We start from the raw sequence: 18796 nt of genomic DNA on the forward strand, positions 1-18796 counted from the left end.
GAGCTCGGGACTGCTACCAAGGACACGCAATCGTCCCGATTCCCATCCGAGGAGAGCAGCGATGGCTGATGTGGCCTTCGTACTCGTGACAGTCGCGTTCTTCGCGCTCGTCGTGGCCTTCGCCAAGGGGGTGGCGAAACTGTGAGCGCGCCGAGCGAGCGAACCGAGTTTCGCGAATGTGGTGCCGAGCGAAGCGAGGCGGCTGCATGAGCGCCGATACCGTGGTCGGCCTCTGCGTCGCCGTCGCCCTGCTGGGCTACCTGGTGCTCGCCCTGGTCTTCCCTGAGAAGTTCCAGTGAGCGCCACGGTCGCGGCGATACTCCAGGCCTCCGCGCTGATCGCCGTACTCGCCGCCGTGCACCGCCCGTTCGGCGACTACATGGCCGAGGTCTACACCTCGAACCGGCACCTGCGCGCCGAGCGGTGGATCTACAAGGCCATAGGCGCGAACCCGGATTCGGGTCAGCGGTGGGGCATCTACCTGCGCAGCGTCCTCGCCTTCTCGATGTTCTCGGTGCTCGGCCTCTACGCGCTGCTGCGGCTGCAGGACAAGCTGCCGTGGAGCCTTGGCTTCGAGCCGATGAAGGCCGACCAGGCGTTCAACACCGCGGCGTCGTTCGCGTCGAACACCAACTGGCAGTCGTACTCGGGCGAGTCGGCCGTGGGCCACACGGTGCAAATGGCCGGCCTGACCGTGCAGAACTTCGTCTCCGCCGCAGTGGGCATGGCCGTCGCCGTGGCGTTGATCCGTGGGTTCATCCGGGTGCGCTCGGGCGAAATCGGCAATTTCTGGGTCGACTTGGCCCGCGGCTCCGTCCGCATCCTGCTGCCGGTCGCGGTAGTCGGCACGATCGTGTTGGTGGCGTCCGGCACGATCCAGAACCTCGCCGACCCGCACACGGTCACCACGCTCAACGGCGGCACCCAGACGATCACCGGCGGTCCGGTCGCCTCGCAAGAGGTGATCAAGGAGCTGGGCACGAACGGCGGCGGGTTCTACAACGCCAACTCCGCGCACCCGTTCGAGAACCCGAACGCGTTCTCGAACTTGTTCCAGATCTTCCTGATCCTGGTGATCCCGTTCTCGCTGCCCCGCGCTTTCGGCGTCATGGTCGGCTCGGCCCGGCAGGGCCGCGCGATTCTCGCCGCGATGTTCGCGATCTGGTTCGTCGCTGTGGTCCTGATGACCTGGACCGAGATGCACCACAGCGGGACCGCCCTGGAGATCGCCGGCGGCGCGACGGAGGGCAAGGAACAGCGCTTCGGCGTCCCCGGCTCGTCGCTCTTCGCGGTCTCGACCACGATGACGTCGACAGGTGCCGTGAACTCGTTCCATTCGTCGTACACCGGCCTCGGCGGCGGGATCGCGCTGGGCGGCATGATGCTCGGCGAGATCGCGCCCGGCGGGGTCGGCTCCGGCCTCTACGGGATGTTGATCATGGCGATCCTCGCGGTGTTCGTCGCGGGGCTCATGGTCGGCCGCACGCCGGAGTACCTGGGCAAGAAGATCGGCACCGGCGAGATGAAGATCGTCGCGCTGTACATCCTCGTCGTCCCGGCCACGATCCTGACGATGACCGGCATCGCGCTGGCTCTGCCAGGCGAGCGCGCGTCGATCCTCAACTCCGATTCGCCGCACGGGTTGACCGAGGTGCTGTACGCGTACACCTCGGGCGCCAACAACAACGGCTCCGCCTTCGCGGGCCTGTCGGCGAACACCGAGTACTACAACACGACCATCGGCATGGCGATGTTGATCGGGCGGTTCCTCACCATCGCCCTCGTGCTCGCCCTGGCCGGCCGGCTGGCCGCGCAGCGGCCGGTTCCCGAAACCGTCGGCACGCTGCGGACCCACCGGCCGCTCTTCGTCGGAACCCTCGTCGGCGTGATCGTGATCGTCACCGGCCTGACGTTCTTCCCATCGCTGGCGCTCGGCCCACTCGCGGAGGGACTGGCGTGACCCACGTGCGTGCAACCCCGACGGCCGCCGAAGCCGGCCACCTGACCATCGGCTCGATACCCGGCCCGCTCGCGGAGGGGCGCTGACCATGTCCACGACAACCCGAGTTCCTTCCCGGCCTCCCGCTCCGCCGTCCGAACACGCGCCGGCCCCAGGGCGTGTGGCAGCGGGCCTGTTCGAGCCGCGGCGGCTCGTCGCATCGCTGCCGGAGGCGTTCCGCAAGCTCGATCCGCGTGTGATGGTGCGTACGCCCGTCATGTTCGTGGTCGAGATCGGCTCCGTCCTCACCACATACCTGGCGGTCAAGGACCCCGGCGTCTTCGCATGGGTCACCACGGTCTGGCTGTGGCTCACGGTCTTGTTCGCGAACCTCGCCGAGGCCGTCGCGGAAGGCCGCGGCAAGGCGCAGGCCGACACGCTGCGCCGGGCCAAGACCGACACCGTCGCGCGGCGGCTGGTCGACGGGCGCGAGGAGCGCGTACCCGGCACCGATCTGGGGATCGGCGACCTGGTGGTGTGCGAGGCCGGCGACGTCATCCCCGGTGACGGAGACGTCGTCGAGGGGGTCGCCAGCGTCGACGAGTCGGCCATCACGGGGGAGTCCGCCCCGGTGATCCGCGAGTCCGGCGGAGACCGGTCCGCGGTCACCGGCGGCACGAAGGTGCTGTCCGACCGCATCGTCGTCAAGATCACCACGAAGCCCGGCGAGACGTTCATCGACCGCATGATCGGCCTGGTCGAAGGCGCGGCCCGGCAGAAGACCCCGAACGAGATCGCCCTCAACATCCTCCTCGCGTCGCTCACGATCATCTTCTTGTTCGCGGTGGTGACGCTGCAGCCGCTGGCGGTCTACTCGGGTGCGGAGCAGTCGATCGTCGTCCTCGTGGCGCTGCTCGTGTGCCTGATCCCGACGACGATCGGGGCACTGCTGTCCGCGATCGGCATCGCCGGCATGGACCGGCTCGTGCAGCGCAACGTGCTGGCGATGTCCGGCCGCGCGGTCGAGGCGGCGGGTGACGTCAGCACGTTGCTGCTCGACAAGACCGGGACGATCACGTACGGAAACCGCCAAGCCGCCGAGTTCGTCGCCGTCGCGGGTGTGGCGCCGGCGGAACTCGCCGAGGCGGCGCAGCTCTCGTCGCTCGCCGACGAGACACCCGAAGGGCGCTCGATCGTCGTGCTCGCACAGTCGGCGTACGGCCGGCCCGAACGCCGCGACGGCGAGCTTGCGAACGCGGACTGGATCGCCTTCTCCGCGCAGAGCCGCATGTCCGGCGTGGACGTCGACGACGGCGGCACGGTCCGTCGCGTGCGCAAGGGCGCGTCGTCCGCGGTCACCGCGTGGGTCGCCGAGCGGGGCGGCACCGTGCCGGCGCAGGCCGGCCAAATCGTCGACGCCATCTCCGCGACAGGCGGTACGCCGCTGCTCGTTGCGGTCGAGGACGTCGGCGGCGCCCGCGTCCTCGGCGTGGTCCATCTCAAGGACGTCGTCAAGGACGGCATGCGCGAACGCTTCGACGAGCTTCGCCGCATGGGCATACGGACCGTCATGATCACCGGCGACAACCCGCTGACCGCCAAGGCGATCGCGGACGAAGCCGGGGTCGACGACTTCCTCGCCGAGGCCACGCCCGAGGACAAGATGGCGCTCATCAAGCGCGAGCAGGCCGGCGGCAAACTTGTCGCGATGACCGGCGACGGCACCAACGACGCGCCCGCGCTCGCGCAGGCCGACGTCGGGGTGGCCATGAACACCGGCACGTCGGCCGCGAAGGAGGCCGGCAACATGGTCGACCTAGACTCCGACCCGACCAAGCTCATCGAGATCGTCGAGATCGGCAAGCAGCTGCTGATCACGCGCGGCGCGCTCACCACATTCTCGATCGCCAACGACGTCGCGAAGTACTTCGCGATCATCCCGGCCATGTTCGCGGTCGCCAGCGGCCCGGCGGCACTCCAGCCGCTGGACAAGCTCAACATCATGCACCTGGCGACGCCGGAATCCGCGATCGTCTCCGCGGTGGTCTTCAACGCCCTCGTCATCGTCGCGCTGATCCCGCTGGCACTGCGCGGGGTGCGCTACCGGCCCATGTCCGCCGACCAGATGCTGTCGCGCAACCTGGGCGTCTACGGCCTGGGCGGGCTCGTCGCGCCTTTCGTCGGGATCAAGCTCATCGACCTTCTCGTCTCGCTCATCCCAGGAATCGGTTGATCACATGGCCACCCACACAAGCACCCGCATCCGCGTGCTCCTGGCGGGACTGCGCGCCCTGCTGGTCCTCACGGTCCTCCTCGGCGCCGCGTATCCGCTGGCCATGACCGGGCTCGCCCAGGCCGCGTTCCCCGACCAGGCGAACGGCTCGAAGGCCACCGTCGACGGCCGGGAGGTCGGCTCCAGCCTGATCGGCCAGAACTTCGACCTGGTCGACGCGGACGGCCGCCCTCGGCTGTTCGACGCCGCGGGACGGGAGGTGGCCGCCCACGAGGCGGCGGACGGCACGACGGCCTACACGTACCTCGACGGGGGAGCCGCGCTCACCGACGAGCAGGCGGCAGGCGTGTCGAGGCAGCCCGACCCGAAATGGTTCCAGCCGCGGCCGTCGGCCGGCGCGTACGACCCCCTCGCCTCCGGCGCGTCCAACTACGGGCCGGAGAACCCCGAGTTCATCGAGTTGGTGAAGGACCGCAAGGCCGCCGTCGCCGCGTTCAACGACGTGCCGGAGGACCGGGTCCCGGCCGACGCGGTCACCGCGTCCGGATCGGGGCTGGATCCGCACATCTCCGAGGCGTACGCGCTCATCCAGGTGGACCGCGTCGCCCGCGCCCGCGGACTCGACCCGGCGCTCGTCCGGAAGCTGGTCGAGGACCACGTGGAAGGCCGCGTCGTCGGCTTCCTCGGCGACGAGCGCGTCAACGTCCTGGAACTGAACATCGCGTTGGACCGACAGGCTCGCGGCTAGTGCCGCGCGCTCCGCAGAGGACGACCGAGGACCACAGACGACAATGGACGCCATGGGACGCGGAAGGCTGCGCATCTACCTGGGAGCCGCCCCCGGCGTCGGCAAGACGTACGCCATGCTCGGCGAGGGCCGGCGCCGTCGCGACCGGGGTGCCGACGTGGTGGTCGGGCTGATCGAGTGCCACGGGCGGCCCCGCACCGAGGAAATGCTCGACGGCCTGGAGGCCGTTCCGCGCCGCGTGATGGTGCACCGGGGGTCGTCGTTCACCGAGATGGACGTCGACGCGGTGATCGCCCGGCGTCCCAAGGTCGCCCTCGTCGACGAACTGGCCCACACCAACGTGCCCGGCTCGCGCAACGCGAAGCGCTGGCAGGACATCGAGGAGATCCTCGACGCCGGGATCGACGTCATCTCGACCGTCAACATCCAGCACTTGGAATCGCTGCACGACGTCGTCGAGTCGATCACCGGGGTGCCGCAGCGCGAGACGGTCCCCGACGCCGTCGTGCGCCGCGCCGACCAGATAGAGCTCGTCGACATGTCGCCCGAGGCCCTTCGGCGGCGCATGGCCCACGGGAACGTGTACGCCCCCGAGAAGGTCGACGCGGCCCTCGCCAACTACTTCCGCGTCGGCAACCTGACGGCCCTGCGTGAACTGGCGCTGCTGTGGGTCGCCGACCGCGTCGACGAATACCTGCGGCAGTACCGCGCCGACCACGGCATAAGCGCCACCTGGCCGGCCCGCGAGCGCATCGTCGTCGGCCTCACCGGCGGCCCGGAGGGCGACACGCTGATCCGCCGGGCTGCGCGCATCGCGACGCGCGGGTCCGGCGGCGAGCTGCTCGCGGTCTACGTGTCCAAGAGCGACGGCCTGACCGGGGCGTCCCCCGAGGCCCTCGAACAGCAGCGCAGCCTCGTCGAACGCCTGGGCGGGACGTTCCACTCCGTGATCGGCGAGGACGTGCCCACCGCGCTGCTGGACTTCGCACGCGGCGTCAACGCGACGCAGATAGTGCTCGGCTCCAGCCGCCGCAGGCCGTGGCAGTACATCCTCGGCCCCGGGGTCGGCGCGACGGTCGCTGCGTCGTCGGGCGACATCGACGTGCACATCGTCACCCACGAGCACGCCGGCGTCGGGCGCACGGTGCCCGTACCGCGCTCGGTGCTGGGCCGCCGGCGGCTGCTGACCTCGTGGTTCGTCGCCCTGACCGGGCCGGTGCTGCTGACCTCGGTCATGGTCAACTTCCGCGGCCACCTGACCGTGCCCACCGAAATGCTGCTCTACCTGCTGCTCACCGTGGTCGTGGGGCTGCTCGGCGGGCTGTGGGCGTCCGCGGTCACCGCGGTCCTGGCGTCGCTGCTGCTGAACTACTACTTCACGCCGCCCCTGTACACGCTGACCATCCGCGATCCGGAGAACATCTTCGCGCTGGCCGTCTTCGTCGTGGTGGCGCTGTCGATCGCGACCGTGGTCGACATCGCGGCCCGCCGCACCCACCAGGCGGCCCGCAGTCGGTCGGAGTCGGAGACGCTGAGCTTCCTGGCCGGAAGCGTGCTGCGCGGTGAACAAGCCCTTCCCGCCCTGTTGGAACGCGTGCGCGAGGCGTTCGGCATGGAGTCGGTCGCCCTGCTGCAGCGCCCCGCGCCGCACAGTCCGTGGGCCGTCGTCGGCGCGGCCGGCCCCCGTCCCGTGCACCGGCCCGAGGACGCCGACGTCGAGGTGCCGGTCTCCGAGACGGTGGCCCTCGCGTTGTCGGGGCGCGTGCTGCCGGCCGCCGACCGCCGCGTGCTCGGCGCCTTCGCGGCCCAGGCCGCCGTCGTGCTGGAACGCCGGCAACTCGTCGCCGAGGCCGCCGAGGCCCGTCGCCTCGCCGAGGGCAACCGGATCCGCACGGCGCTGCTCGCGGCCGTGTCGCACGACCTGCGCACACCCCTGGCCGCGATCAAGGCGAGCGTGTCGTCGCTGCGGTCGCAGGACGTGAGCTGGTCACCCGAGGACGAGGCGGAGCTGCTGGCGGCCATCGAGGAGGGCGTCGACCGGCTGGACGCGCTGATCGGCAACCTCTTGGACATGAGTCGGCTGCAGACCGGCACCGTCACGCCGCTGCTCGGCGAGGTCGCGCTCGACGAGGTCGTGCCCGGCGCGCTGCTCGGCGTGCCGGAGTCGGCGGTGGTGCTGGACGTGCCCGAGACGCTGCCGACGGTGTGGACGGATCCGGGGCTGCTCGACCGGGTGCTGGCCAACGTCATAGAGAACGCCGTCAAGCACAATCCGCCGGACCGGCGTGTCCATGTGCGGGCCGAGTTGGTCCGCGACCGTGTCGAGCTGCGCGTCGTCGACCGGGGGCCGGGCGTACCGGACGAGGCGAAGGAGCGCATATTCGAACCGTTCCAGCGCCACGGCGACGCACCCGCGGGCACCGGCGTCGGCCTGGGCCTGGCCGTCGCGCGCGGGTTCGCCGAGGCGCTGGGCGGCTCGCTGGTCGCCGAGGACACCCCCGGCGGGGGGCTCACGATGGTGTTGGCGCTCCCGATGTCCGGCGGCCGTCCGCCCGTGCCGGGTCCGCCGCCCGGGATCGGCGCAGGGACGTCCGTGTCGGCGGCGCCATGATGCGGCGTATCCGCCGGGCCGGATACCGCAGCAGGACGGGCCACGCCGCGGGGGCGGCGGCACGCGCCGGAGGTTCGCCGGGGGCGGCGGGAGACGGGTTCGGGGACAACGGGTCCGCGGCAGTGGTGTCCGCGAGAGGGGGAACCGTGGAAGAGGGCCGAATGCTCACACTCCATATTCGAATACAAGTTCGAAGTGTGTGTCGACGCCACGCCGCAGGAACCCCACGATCGAGTGAACACTTCGGTGGCTGCCGGCGTTCGGCTGCCGAGCGAACGGAAGCCGAACACAGGGAGGCTGTGCGATGACACGCGTGCTCGTCGTGGACGACGAGCCCCAGATCGTCCGGGCCCTTGCCATCAACCTCAAGGCACGCGGCTACGACGTCGACACCGCCGCCGACGGCACCCGTGCGCTCGCCGCAGCCGCCGAACGCCACCCCGACGTCGTCCTCCTCGACCTCGGCCTCCCCGACCTGGACGGTGTCGAGGTGATCCGCGGCCTGCGCGGCTGGACCAAGGTGCCCATCATCGTCCTGAGCGCGCGCCAGGCCTCCGACGAAAAGGTCGCGGCCCTCGACGCCGGGGCGGACGACTACGTCACCAAGCCCTTCGGCATGGACGAACTGCTCGCCCGCCTGCGCGCCGCCGTCCGCAGAGCCGCACCGGCCGACGAGGCGCCGGTCGTCGTCACCGACGCCTTCACCGTCGACCTCGCGGCGAAGAAGGCCCACCGCGACGGCCGCGACGTACGTCTCACCCCGACCGAGTGGCACCTGCTCGAAGTGCTCGTCCGGCACGCCGGGCGCCTCGTCAGCCAGCGCGCCCTGCTCCAGGAGGTCTGGGGGCCGCAATACAGCACCGAGACCAACTATCTGCGCGTCTACATGGCACAACTGCGCCGCAAACTGGAACCCGACCCCTCGCACCCCCGGCACCTGCGCACCGAGCCGGGGATGGGCTACCGCTTCGAGCCGTGAACGCCCTTCGTGCCGTGACCGGTCGTGACCGGCCGTGAGGGGCGTCGCGGACCGGCCATCACCGTGTTCGGCGCGGGTCCCGGGTGCGCGCCCGAGCGGGTACCCTCGCGTGCATGAGTGGTACCACCGGAGTCGAGCGCGAGCCCGGCCGCTTCCGCCGGATGATCAACCGGTTGACCTCGACACACGAGGAGCTGGAGGCAGAAGAGCTTCAGCAGGACTGCCGGCAGCTCGGGTGTACGGCGATAGGGACCGTCGTCGAGCGCGACCTCGTCACGGTCGGCGGCACGCTGCGCACCGTCACGTTCCGCCCGCGCGCGGGAGTGCCGGCGCTGGAGGCGGAGCTGTACGACGGATCGGGTGCCCTCTCGGTGGTGTGGCTGGGCCGCCGCAGGATCGCCGGCATCGAGCCGGGCCGCCAACTCGTCGCGCAGGGCCGTGTCTCCACCGCTTACGGCCGCCCGGTGCTGTTCAACCCCAAATACGAACTGCGGCCGGTCGGGAATGGATGAGCTTGTGACTGCGGGGGAGGAGCGGCCGCGCCCCGCCGGCGGCGGGACGGGTTCGCGGGCGGTCGGCCCCGACGCCGGCTCTGCGCCCACCGGCAAGCCGGTCGCCGCGGAGGGTGGCCCCGACAGCGCGATGTCGCTGATCGCTGCGTTCGGCGGGGTCCGCGGCATGATCGACATGACGGTCCCCGGACTGGTGTTCGTCATCGCGTTCACCATTTCGCGGGAGACCACCACGTCCTCGTACGCGGCGGTGGCCGTCGCGGGGGTACTGGCCGTCGTGCGGCTGGTCCGCCGCGAGACCCTGATGCACGCTCTCGGTGGCTTCCTCGGCGTGGCCATCGCGGCCTACGTCGCGGTCAAGTCCGGGAAAGCGGAGAACTTCTACCTGCTGGGCGTGTTCATCTCCGGCGGGTACGCGCTGGCGTACATCGTCTCGATCCTGGTGCGCTGGCCGATCATCGGCGTCGTGCTCGGACCGATCCTCGGCGAGAACTTCACGTGGCGGAAGAACCCCGAGCGGGCGGCGGCGTACACGAAGGCGACGTGGGTGTGGGTCGCGCTGTTCGTGCTGCGCATCGTCGTGCAGGTGCCGCTGTATCTCGCGGACAAGGTGACGTGGCTCGGCGCGGCGAAGGTGGCGCTCGGTGTGCCGCCGTGGCTCGTGGCGATCTACCTGACGTGGCTCATCATGTCCAAGGCGCCACCCCCGACGAAGGCCCATCACAACGACGCCGCCGAGGACGGGGCCGACGACGGGGCCGCGGACAGTGGAGCCGTCGTGGGCGACGGTGCCTCGGGACCGGGCGACGGTCGGAGATCGGACACTGGGCCGCGCCGGTGACGTGCCGCTCATCGAGTGAAGAAACGACCGCCCGCTGATCAACAGGAGCACCCAAACGGCCGCTTTCGCAAGCGGCCGTTCACTTTGTCGACCACAGTGGTTATTTGCTGACTATTTCCCCGTTCGGCCGTATCCCGGCAACTAGCGTCCCGGTTATGCCTCGTGTGAAAGGAGGCGGGGACGGTGGCCGGAAACGGTGACCTTCGCGCGCTGGTCGAAGAGGCCGGCCTGACGAGGCGTGAAATCGCCCGTTGGGTCAACGTGGTGGCCGAGCGACGCGGGCAACACCTGGGGTGCACCCACACCTCGGTCGCCCGCTGGCTCGACGGCGCCCAACCGCGTTGGCCCATTCCCGATCTGTTGGCCGAGGTGCTCGGCCGCAAATTGGGCTACGAACTGACGGTCAGCGACCTGGGTTTGCGCGACCGGCGCCCGCCTGCGGCGGATCCGTTCGACGGATTGAGCGTCGCTCGCACGGTGTCCGATATTCGGCGGGCCGTGGTCGAGCTGACGGGGAGAGACATGAACCGCCGTAATTTCCTGCTCGGGTCGACTTTCGGGGCCGCGGCCTTCTCCAGTCCCGCGCTCTTCTGGTCGACCGCGAGCGGGGCGGAGCCCGAGCCGGTCGAGCACGGCGGCAACGGCCGTGTGCGGGAGGCGGACGTCGAGCGCATCCGCCAGACCGTCGTGATGTTCCGCAAGCTCGACCGCGCGCAGGGCGGCGGCGATCTGCGCGACACCGTGGTGAACCACCTGAACAAGATCGCCTGCACGAAACTCTCGGGCTCGTACGGCGAGGACGTCGGCCGCGGCCTGTTCCGCGCGGTCGCCGAGCTCACCGAGCTGGCCGGCTGGCTGTCCTTCGACTCCGGCCGCCACGCGCTTGCGCAGCGTTACCACATCCAGGCGCTGCGGCTCGCGCAGGCCGCCGACGACCGGGCGTACGGCGCGTACGTCATGGCCAACATGGCGTGCCAGGCCGTCTACCTCGGGCACGGGTGGGAGGCCGTGCAACTTGCCCGTGCAGCGCAGCAGGGCGCTCGCGGTTCGCTCACGCACCGGGGGCAGGCGCTCGTGCTGGCGATGGAGGCCCGCGGGCACGCGGCGATGAAGAACGAGCGCGCGTGTTCGGAGGCGCTGCGGGCCGCCGAGCGCAGTCTGGAGGCGGCGGACGGCGACGACGACCCGGCGTGGTGCCAGTACTTCGACAAGGCCGAGCTCGCCCACGAGTTCGCGCACTGCCACCGCGACCTCGGGCTGCCCCAGGCCACCCAGCGGTTCGCTCACGAGGCCATAGGGATTCGCGCCGACGGCTACACGCGCCGCTGCGCACAGGACACGACCTTCATGGCCGCCGCGCACCTGGTGGAGCGGGAGCTCGACCAGGCGTGCGCGAAGGCCGGGGAGGCGCTGGACATCGCCAGCCGGCTCAACTCGTCGCAGTGCAACGACTTTCTGCGCGCATTTCGCGCACAACTGAGGCCGTACGCGGGCGAACGCGTCGTCCGCGAGTTCAATGAGCATGCCGAGGAGCTGTACGCGGGGATGGCGGTGTGACGGGCACCGCGACGGGCGTGGCGACGGGCGCCAGGGGCCGCGTGGCCGGGATTCCGCTAGCCGGGCCCGGTGCCGCGAAGGTCCCGCGCCCGGTCCACGGGCGGGGAGAGCAGGTCCTCCAGTTCCTCTTCGCGATCGGGCGCGGCCACGAACAGCAGTTCGTCGCCGGCCTCCAGCGAGTCGTCCTTGCTCGGCACCAGCACGCGGCCCTCGCGGATGATCGTCACCAGTGCGGTGTCCTGCGGCCACGCGACATCCCCGACGCGCGTGCCGACCAGCAGCGTGTCGTCCGGCAGCGTCAGCTCGACGAGGTTGGCGTCGCCCTGGCTGAACCGCATGAGGCGGACCAGGTCGCCGACACTGACCGCCTCCTCGACCAGCGCCGACATCAGGCGCGGCGTCGAGACGGCGACGTCGACGCCCCAGGCCTCGTTGAACAGCCATTCGTTCTTCGGATTGTTGACCCGGGCGACCACGCGCGGCACGCCGTACTCGGTCTTGGCGAGCAGCGAAACGACGAGGTTGACCTTGTCGTCGCCGGTCGCCGCGATGACCACGTTGCAGCGCTGGAGCGCCGCCTCGTCGAGCGAGGAGATCTCGCAGGCGTCGGCCAGCAGCCATTCGGCCTGCGGCACACTCTCGACCTGGATGGCCTCGGGGGCCTTGTCGATGAGCAGGACTTCGTGGCCGTTTTCCAGGAGCTCGCCGGCGATGGACCGGCCCACCGCGCCGGCTCCCGCGATCGCGACACGCATCAGTGTTCCTCCGGAGCCTTCTCGAAGGCCGCCTCGACGGCGACCACGTCGGCCGAGTGCATGACGACGTGCACGAGGTCGCCTTCCTGGAGGACGGTGTCGACGCCGGGCAGGATGCCTTCGCCCAGGCGTGTGAGGAACGCGATACGCGCTCCGGACGCCTCCTCCAGCCGGGAGATCCGGTGTCCGACCCACTCGGGGTTCACGTGGATCTCGGCGAGCTGCACGCTGCCGCTGGGGTCGCGCCACAGCGGCTCGGCGCCGCTGGGCAGCAGCCGCCGCAGCATCTGGTCGGCGGTCCAGCGGACCGTGGCCACGGTCGGGATGCCCAGGCGCTGGTAGACCTCTGCGCGGCGCGGGTCGTAGATGCGGGCGACGACGTTCTCGACGCCGAAGGTCTCGCGAGCCACCCGGGCGGCGATGATGTTGGAGTTGTCGCCGCTGCTGACCGCCGCGAACGCGCCCGCCTCCTCGATGCCCGCGGCACGCAGGGTGTCCTGGTCGTAGCCGACACCGGTGACGCGGCGTCCGGAGAAGTGGGCGCCGAGTCGGCGGAACGACGAGGCGTCGCGGTCGACCACCGCAACGGAATGTCCCTGTTCCTCCAGGGTATGGGCAAGCGTGGACCCCACGCGCCCGCACCCCATGATGACGATGTGCACGGCCGTCCTTCCGGCGTTCGGCTGGTATTGCCCGGCTTGTCCGGGCCGCCGTCGTGGCTGCGGCCCGTCGGCCCTCACGGCCTGTCACCAGGGTGACAGACGTTCGCGCGACGTTACACGTGGGCGGTGTCGGTGGTGCGGTCGGCGTCGGCGCCGAGCGGATAGTGGCCGCCCGCCCGGCGTGGCGCCGGACCGCCACGGCGTACGATCGCCCGCGTGTCAAGACTCGGTGGACTGTCCAAGCGGATTCTTGTCGGGCGCGCGCTGCGCAGCGACAGGCTGCACGAGACGCTGCTGCCCAAGCGGCTCGCGTTGCCCGTGTTCGCGTCGGACGCCTTGTCTTCCGTGGCGTACGCGCCCGACGAGATTCTGCTGACGCTGTCCCTGGCCGGGTTGGCGGCGTACCACTTCAGCTGGCAAGTGGGCCTCGCGGTGGTCGTGGTCATGCTGACGGTGGTGGCGTCGTACCGGCAGAACGTCCGCGCGTACCCCAGCGGTGGCGGCGACTACGAGGTGGCGACCGTCAACCTCGGGCCCAACGCGGGCCTGACCGTGGGCAGCGCGCTGCTGGTCGACTACGTGCTGACCGTCGCGGTGTCGATCTCGTCGGGTGTGGCCAACATCGCGTCGGCGATCCCGGCCATAGGCGAGCACAGGGTGTTGTACGCCGTACTGCTCGTGCTGCTGCTGATGGGGATGAACCTGCGCGGGGTGCGCGAGTCCGGGTCGGCTTTCGCGGTGCCGACGTATCTGTTCATGTTCGCCGTGATCGGCATGACCATATTCGGTTTCCTCCGGTACTTCACGGGTGCCGAGATGCGTGCGGAGAGCGCCGGGTTCGACATCAAGGAAGAGGACGCCTTCACCGGGATAGCCCTGTTCTTCCTGCTGCTGCGCACCTTCTCCTCGGGATGTGCGGCGCTGACCGGTGTCGAGGCGATCAGCAACGGCGTTCCGGCGTTCCGCAAGCCCAAGAGCCGGAACGCGGCCACGACGCTGCTGCTCATGGGGACGGTCGCCGTCACGATGCTCATGGGCATGCTGGCGCTGGCGAACATCACCAAGGTGCATTTCGCGGAGGATCCGGACCACCAGCTCGTGGGGGCGCCGGACGACTACGAGCAGAAGACCGTCGTCGCGCAGGTTGCCGACGCGGTGTTCGGCGGGACCTTCGCGTCGCCGATGTTCTACCTGGTCCTCGCGGTGACCGGGTTGATCCTCGTGCTCGCGGCCAATACGGCCTTCAACGGCTTCCCGGTGCTCGGCTCGATCCTGGCGCAGGACCGCTACCTGCCGCGGCAGTTGCACACGCGCGGTGACCGGCTGGCGTTCAGCAACGGCATCATGATGCTGGCGGGTGCCGCGATTCTGCTGATCGTCGCGTTCAACGCGGAGCCGACGAAGCTGATCCAGCTCTACGTCGTCGGTGTCTTCGTGTCGTTCACGATGAGCCAGGCGGGCATGATCCGGCACTGGACGCGGCTGCTGCGGACCGAGGACGGCCAGGCCGCGCGGCGGCACATGGTCCGCAGTCGGGCGATCAACGCGTTCGGCCTGTGCATGACCGGAAGCGTGCTGGTGATCGTCTTGCTCACCAAGTTCCTGCACGGCGCGTGGATCGCGATCCTGGCGATGGTCGTGCTGTTCGTGATGATGAAGGGCATTCGGCGGCATTACGACCGGGTGTCCGACGAGCTTGTGGCCGACCCGGACGAGGACATGAAGCTGCCCTCGCGTGTGCACGGCATCGTGTTGGTCTCCAAGCTGCACAAGCCGACTCTGCGGGCGCTGTCGTACGCGCGGGCGGCGCGGCCGAGTGTGCTGGAGGCGGTCACCGTCGGGGTGGACGCGGCGGAGACCGAGGCGTTGCGGCAGGACTGGGACGACCGGGGGATCGAGGTGCCGCTCAAGGTGCTGGATTCGCCGTACCGGGAGATCACCCGGCCGATCGTGGACTACGTCAAGAACGTGCGGCGGTCGAGCCCGCGCGATGTGGTGACGGTGTACATCCCCGAGTACGTCGTCGGGCACTGGTGGGAGCACATCCTGCACAACCAGAGCGCGCTGCGGCTCAAGGGGCGGTTGCTCTTCACGCCGGGCGTCGTCGTCGCGTCGGTGCCGTGGCAGCTTGCGTCGTCGGACCGGGTCAAGCACGCCAAGGGTTACAACGCGCCGGGCGCGGTCCGTCGCGGTGAGCCGGCGCCGCGCGTCAACCCGCGCGCGGGTGAGGACGACGGGGATCGGTCGGGATCCTGACGGTCCTGGGGCGGCGTTTCGGGCCTTCGCGTGGGCTCCGGATCGACTCGGCGGTGTGCCCTTGTCGTCCCGCGCGGCGACGTGCCCGTCGGAGCCCGCGTCGGATTGTGGCGATCATCGACACGCGCCGAAGCGGCTGACGGCCGAGCAGACCGCATGCGCGCCGCCGGGGACGGCGGCGGTCTCGGGTGTGGCCGCGACCCCCTAGGCTGGGAGGTCGTGCGGTGATCGGGTGCGTTGTCCGTGTCGCCTTCCCGCCGGTCTCGTTCCGATCGTGACTCGTGTCGCGTGCAAATTGTCGTCTCCGAGGAGTTCCGTGCCCACGTTCCGATCCGCCGGATCGCCGCCGTCCACTGCCGATGACGCGGCCGAGTCGCTGGTCGGCACGCGGTACGAGGTGGAGGTCGGGCCCGTCGCGCACGGCGGCCACTGCGTCGCACGCCACGAGGGCCGGGTGTTGTTCGTGCGCCACGGACTGCCCGGGGAGCGCGTCGTGGTCGAGGTGACCGAGGGTGCCGAGACCTCGCGGTTCCTGCGAACCGACGTGGTCGAGGTGCTGACGCCGTCGCCCGACCGCGTGCAGCCGCCGTGCCCGTACGCGGGTCCCGGGCGCTGTGGCGGCTGCGACTGGCAGCACGCGACGCCGGCCGCGCAGCGGGCGCTCAAGGCGGCGGTGGTGGCCGAGCAGTTGCGCCGACTGGCGGGGCTGGACCTGGACGTGCAGGTCGAGGCCGTGGACGGGCCTCCGGGGCTGCCCGAAGGACTGGGGTGGCGTACGCGGGTGCAGTTCGCGGTCGATCCGGACAGCGGAGCGGTGGGGCTGCGCAAACACCGCTCGCACGATGTGCAGCCGATCGACGCGTGCGCGATCGCGGCACCGGGCGTGGAGGAACTGGGGATCGAGCGGCGCGATTGGCGCGGTGTGGCCTCGATCGAGGCGGTCGCGGCAAGTGGTTCTCTCGACCGAGCGGTGGTGGTGACGCCCGCGGAGCACGAGGGGCGCATGCCGATCGTCGAACTCGACCGCCCGGTGGCGGTGTTCCGCGGCGACGAGCGCGGCCGTGCCAAGCGCGTGCACGGGCGGGCGGGTGTTCGCGAGGTCGCGGCGGGGCGCACGTGGCGGGTGTCCGGAGCCGGCTTCTGGCAGGTGCATCCGGCGGCGGCGGACACGTTGGTCGCCGCGGTGCTGGACGGCCTGGAGCCGCGACCGGGGGACGTCGCACTCGATCTGTACTGCGGCGTCGGCTTGTTCGCGGGCGCGATCGCCGACCGGCTCGCCGATTCGGACACCGTCATCGGTGTCGAGTCGTCGCGCGACGCGGTCGAAGACGCCCGGCACAATCTGCGGGCGGTCCCAGGGGCGCGCTTCGAGGCGGGACGGGTCGAGCGCGTGCTGACCCGTCCCGGTTTCCTGCGGCGTGCCGACATCGTCGTTCTCGACCCGCCGCGCGCGGGCGCCGGCAAGACGGTCGTCGAGCGCATCGCCCGTCTGACGCCGCGTCGGATCGTCTACGTGGCCTGCGATCCCGCGGCCCTCGCCCGCGACGTCGGATATTTTGCCCAACGCGGTTACCGCTTGCGGGCGTTGCGCGCATTCGATCTCTTCCCGCAAACGCATCACGTGGAGTGCATCGCGGTGCTGGAGCCCGCACCGAAGGCACCGAAGCAGCGCTGACGGGCGGCTCGGCCGCCTGACAGCCCCGCTGCGCGGTCAGTCCGCTTGCGCGGCACGGGCGTCGGCGGCGAGTCCGCTCAGGAGAAGGCGCAGTCCGCCGCCGAACTCCTCGTCGACGCCCATGTCTCGGGCTTCCTGCGCGGTGTGGGCCAGATGCGGGAACTGGTCCGGATCGAGGGCGGCCAGTGCGGCGGTGCCGGGGCCGGGGAGCGGGCCGTAATACTCCACTTGCAGTGCGCCGAAGACGTACGCGAGCAGTGCTCGGAACGCGACGACGCGCTGCCGTGCGTCGAAACCCGCCGACGCGAGAACACCGAGGACCGCGTCGCCCCACCGCATCGAATGCCGCGACGTGTGGCGGTGGGTCAGCAGCAGGGGGATCACCGCGGTGTGGGCACCGACGGTGGCACGGACGCGGTTCACCAGGGTCTCGATGTGCGTGATCCAGTCGGTGCCCGCTCCGGCGTTCGTGTGGGTGCCTGCGGTTTCGGTGTCCGCGACGTCGGTGTCGACAGCGCTCAGGACGTGATCGACCAACAGAGCTTCCAGTTGCGCCCTGTCGGTGACGTAGCGGTAGACGGACATGGTGCCCATGTCCAGTTCGTTCGCGACGGCCCGCATGGTGAGGGCGTCGAGGCCGTCCCGGTCCAGGACGCGGAGTGCGGCGGCGGCGATCTGCGGGTGCGTGAGGGAACGTGGTCGTGGCATGGGTTGACAGCGTACAACGTACGCCAATAGCTTCGTAGGCGTACGCTGCACGCTTAACTGAGGGGGTTATTTCGCCATGCCCACCGCAAAACGCCCGATAGAGGTCGGCAGCCGAGTCTCCGCACGCGAGTTGGCCGCTGTGGGTGGTACCGCCGCTGCCGTGTCCGTTCCGGAACCGGGACGCCTGATTCATCTTCAGTTCCGGCGATTCGCGGGGTGTCCCGTGTGCAATCTGCATCTGCGCTCGATCGAGCGACGGCACGACGAGATTCGTGCGGCGGGTGTGACCGAGGTCGTCGTCTTCCACTCCCCGGCCGCCGAACTGAGGGAGCACGTCCACGCGTTGCCGTTCGCCGTGGTCGCGGACCCGGACAAGCTCCTGTATCGCGAATTCGGTGTCGAGTCCTCACCGCGCGCGTTGCTCAGCCCGCGGGCCTGGGGGCCGATTTTGGCGTCCTTGGGGCGCAGCGTCGTTCGTGTGTTGCGGGGGCTCGACCGCTTGCCCGAGTCGAAGCAGCCGCAAGGGCGGCTCGGTTTGCCGGCCGACTTCCTCATCGATCCGACCGGGACCGTCGTGGCCTGCAAATTCGGCGAGCACGTCTACGACCAGTGGTCGGTCGACGAACTCCTTGTGCTGGCATCACAGGACGGGCAGCCGGCGGTGGGCTGACGGACCCGACGCGGTGGCGCCGGGGAGTCGTCGTGGCGCGGGAACGTACCGCAAATCCGTGGCTCCGTGCTCGCTACGCCTCGGTTCCTGTGGAGAACGTCGAAGCTCCGTCACTCGAACGAGGGTTGTCTGTCGGGTTGTCCACAGAACCGGGTGATGTGGTTCAGACCGCGGTGCCGGGTGAGCGATCGTGGGGTCATGGCGTCACACCGGCGTCGTTCAGTCAGGCAACCGGGCGGCGTCCGACCGTCGTTCGGCGGCCGCCCTTGAAGGGAGCCCGTCATGATCCCGGTTCGCGCCCACAACGCCGTCGCCCTGGCCGATCTCGACGACGACTTGGCCGTGGCCGCCACCACGGGACAAGGCCTGGCCGCTGCGGCGCGATCGCTCAAGGTGGCGCTGCGCGCGGTGGAGTCCTGGCGCGCAGACCCTGCCCGCGCCGGCTGCCTGTGCCGCGCGGCCGAGGAACTGCGTGTCGCGCTCACGCTTGTTTCCGGACTCACCCCGCCGAGCCTGCGAAGCGCCGCGGCGTGGTCCGGCCCCGCCGACGACACGGCCGTCTACCCGGTGAGCATGATCGCCCGACTCCTCGGCCGCACGGCTCGGGTTCTGCACCGTCTCGCCCGCAGCGGGGTGCCGCGCGGCAGGCC

At 70.4% G+C, this 18796-nt stretch carries 16 protein-coding genes; 13 read left to right on the plus strand and 3 right to left on the minus strand.

The window, feature by feature from the left end; all coding sequences use genetic code 11:
- The first annotated feature begins 206 nt into the window (after nucleotides 1–206).
- From kdpF to ACRX5W_RS24155, 9 genes are all read left to right on the plus strand, one after another.
- Nucleotides 207–299: a K(+)-transporting ATPase subunit F gene (gene kdpF, locus ACRX5W_RS24115; protein WP_436790360.1), complete on the plus strand. Its 93-nt coding sequence runs from the start codon at nucleotides 207–209 to the stop codon at nucleotides 297–299.
- Nucleotides 296–1960, plus strand: a complete 1665-nt coding sequence (kdpA, locus tag ACRX5W_RS24120) for a potassium-transporting ATPase subunit KdpA (protein ID WP_436790361.1) — start codon at nucleotides 296–298, stop codon at nucleotides 1958–1960. The genes kdpF and kdpA overlap by 4 nt, the downstream gene beginning before the upstream one ends.
- Nucleotides 1961–2048: 88 nt before the next feature.
- Complete coding sequence (gene kdpB / locus ACRX5W_RS24125) at nucleotides 2049–4172, plus strand: potassium-transporting ATPase subunit KdpB (protein ID WP_436790362.1); 2124 nt, start codon at nucleotides 2049–2051, stop codon at nucleotides 4170–4172.
- 4 nt (nucleotides 4173–4176) lie between these two features.
- A complete protein-coding gene (locus ACRX5W_RS24130) occupies nucleotides 4177–4920 on the plus strand; it encodes a potassium-transporting ATPase subunit C (protein WP_436790363.1) in 744 nt (247 codons plus the stop codon).
- 52 nt (nucleotides 4921–4972) lie between these two features.
- Nucleotides 4973–7531 carry an ATP-binding protein gene (locus tag ACRX5W_RS24135; protein WP_436790364.1) on the plus strand — a complete coding sequence of 853 codons (2559 nt, stop codon included), beginning with the start codon at nucleotides 4973–4975 and terminating at the stop codon, nucleotides 7529–7531.
- Nucleotides 7532–7835: 304 nt separating this feature from the next.
- The gene (locus tag ACRX5W_RS24140; RefSeq protein WP_436790365.1) at nucleotides 7836–8510 is read left to right on the plus strand and encodes a response regulator; all 675 of its coding nucleotides are present in this window, start codon (nucleotides 7836–7838) and stop codon (nucleotides 8508–8510) included.
- Nucleotides 8511–8623: 113 nt separating this feature from the next.
- On the plus strand, nucleotides 8624–9022 hold the full coding sequence (locus tag ACRX5W_RS24145) for an OB-fold nucleic acid binding domain-containing protein (protein WP_436790366.1): 399 nt from the start codon (nucleotides 8624–8626) through the stop codon (nucleotides 9020–9022).
- A gap of 4 nt (nucleotides 9023–9026) precedes the next feature.
- On the plus strand, nucleotides 9027–9863 hold the full coding sequence (locus ACRX5W_RS24150; protein ID WP_436790367.1) for a DUF3159 domain-containing protein: 837 nt from the start codon (nucleotides 9027–9029) through the stop codon (nucleotides 9861–9863).
- 183 nt (nucleotides 9864–10046) lie between these two features.
- Nucleotides 10047–11420 carry a transcriptional regulator gene (locus tag ACRX5W_RS24155; RefSeq protein ID WP_436790368.1) on the plus strand — a complete coding sequence of 458 codons (1374 nt, stop codon included), beginning with the start codon at nucleotides 10047–10049 and terminating at the stop codon, nucleotides 11418–11420.
- Nucleotides 11421–11476: 56 nt separating this feature from the next.
- On the opposite strand, the gene ACRX5W_RS24160 is transcribed toward ACRX5W_RS24155, so the two are convergent.
- Together ACRX5W_RS24160 and ACRX5W_RS24165 are read right to left on the minus strand one after the other, a co-directional pair.
- On the minus strand, nucleotides 11477–12175 hold the full coding sequence (locus ACRX5W_RS24160) for a potassium channel family protein (RefSeq protein WP_436790369.1): 699 nt from the start codon (nucleotides 12173–12175) through the stop codon (nucleotides 11477–11479).
- Nucleotides 12175–12837 (minus strand): potassium channel family protein, encoded by a 663-nt coding sequence (locus ACRX5W_RS24165; protein ID WP_436790370.1) that lies wholly within the window; start codon nucleotides 12835–12837, stop codon nucleotides 12175–12177. The genes ACRX5W_RS24160 and ACRX5W_RS24165 overlap by 1 nt, the downstream gene beginning before the upstream one ends.
- A 216-nt stretch (nucleotides 12838–13053) precedes the next feature.
- On the opposite strand from ACRX5W_RS24165, the gene ACRX5W_RS24170 reads away from it, so the two are divergent.
- Together ACRX5W_RS24170 and ACRX5W_RS24175 are read left to right on the plus strand one after the other, a co-directional pair.
- A complete protein-coding gene (locus ACRX5W_RS24170) occupies nucleotides 13054–15093 on the plus strand; it encodes an APC family permease (RefSeq protein WP_436790371.1) in 2040 nt (679 codons plus the stop codon).
- A gap of 316 nt (nucleotides 15094–15409) precedes the next feature.
- Nucleotides 15410–16768: a class I SAM-dependent RNA methyltransferase gene (locus ACRX5W_RS24175; protein ID WP_436790372.1), complete on the plus strand. Its 1359-nt coding sequence runs from the start codon at nucleotides 15410–15412 to the stop codon at nucleotides 16766–16768.
- Nucleotides 16769–16804: 36 nt separating this feature from the next.
- Here ACRX5W_RS24175 and ACRX5W_RS24180 read toward each other — a convergent pair whose 3' ends face one another.
- The gene (locus tag ACRX5W_RS24180; protein ID WP_436790373.1) at nucleotides 16805–17476 is read right to left on the minus strand and encodes a TetR/AcrR family transcriptional regulator; all 672 of its coding nucleotides are present in this window, start codon (nucleotides 17474–17476) and stop codon (nucleotides 16805–16807) included.
- Between the two features lie 76 nt (nucleotides 17477–17552).
- On the opposite strand from ACRX5W_RS24180, the gene ACRX5W_RS24185 reads away from it, so the two are divergent.
- Nucleotides 17553–18146 carry a peroxiredoxin-like family protein gene (locus ACRX5W_RS24185; RefSeq protein WP_436790374.1) on the plus strand — a complete coding sequence of 198 codons (594 nt, stop codon included), beginning with the start codon at nucleotides 17553–17555 and terminating at the stop codon, nucleotides 18144–18146.
- 282 nt (nucleotides 18147–18428) lie between these two features.
- Nucleotides 18429–18796 (plus strand): hypothetical protein (locus ACRX5W_RS24190; protein WP_436790375.1); only part of this gene is annotated, 368 nt, incomplete at its 3' end.

The sequence above is a fragment of the Yinghuangia sp. YIM S10712 genome (assembly GCF_051388935.1).
Classification (GTDB): Bacteria; Actinomycetota; Actinomycetes; order Streptomycetales; family Streptomycetaceae; genus Yinghuangia.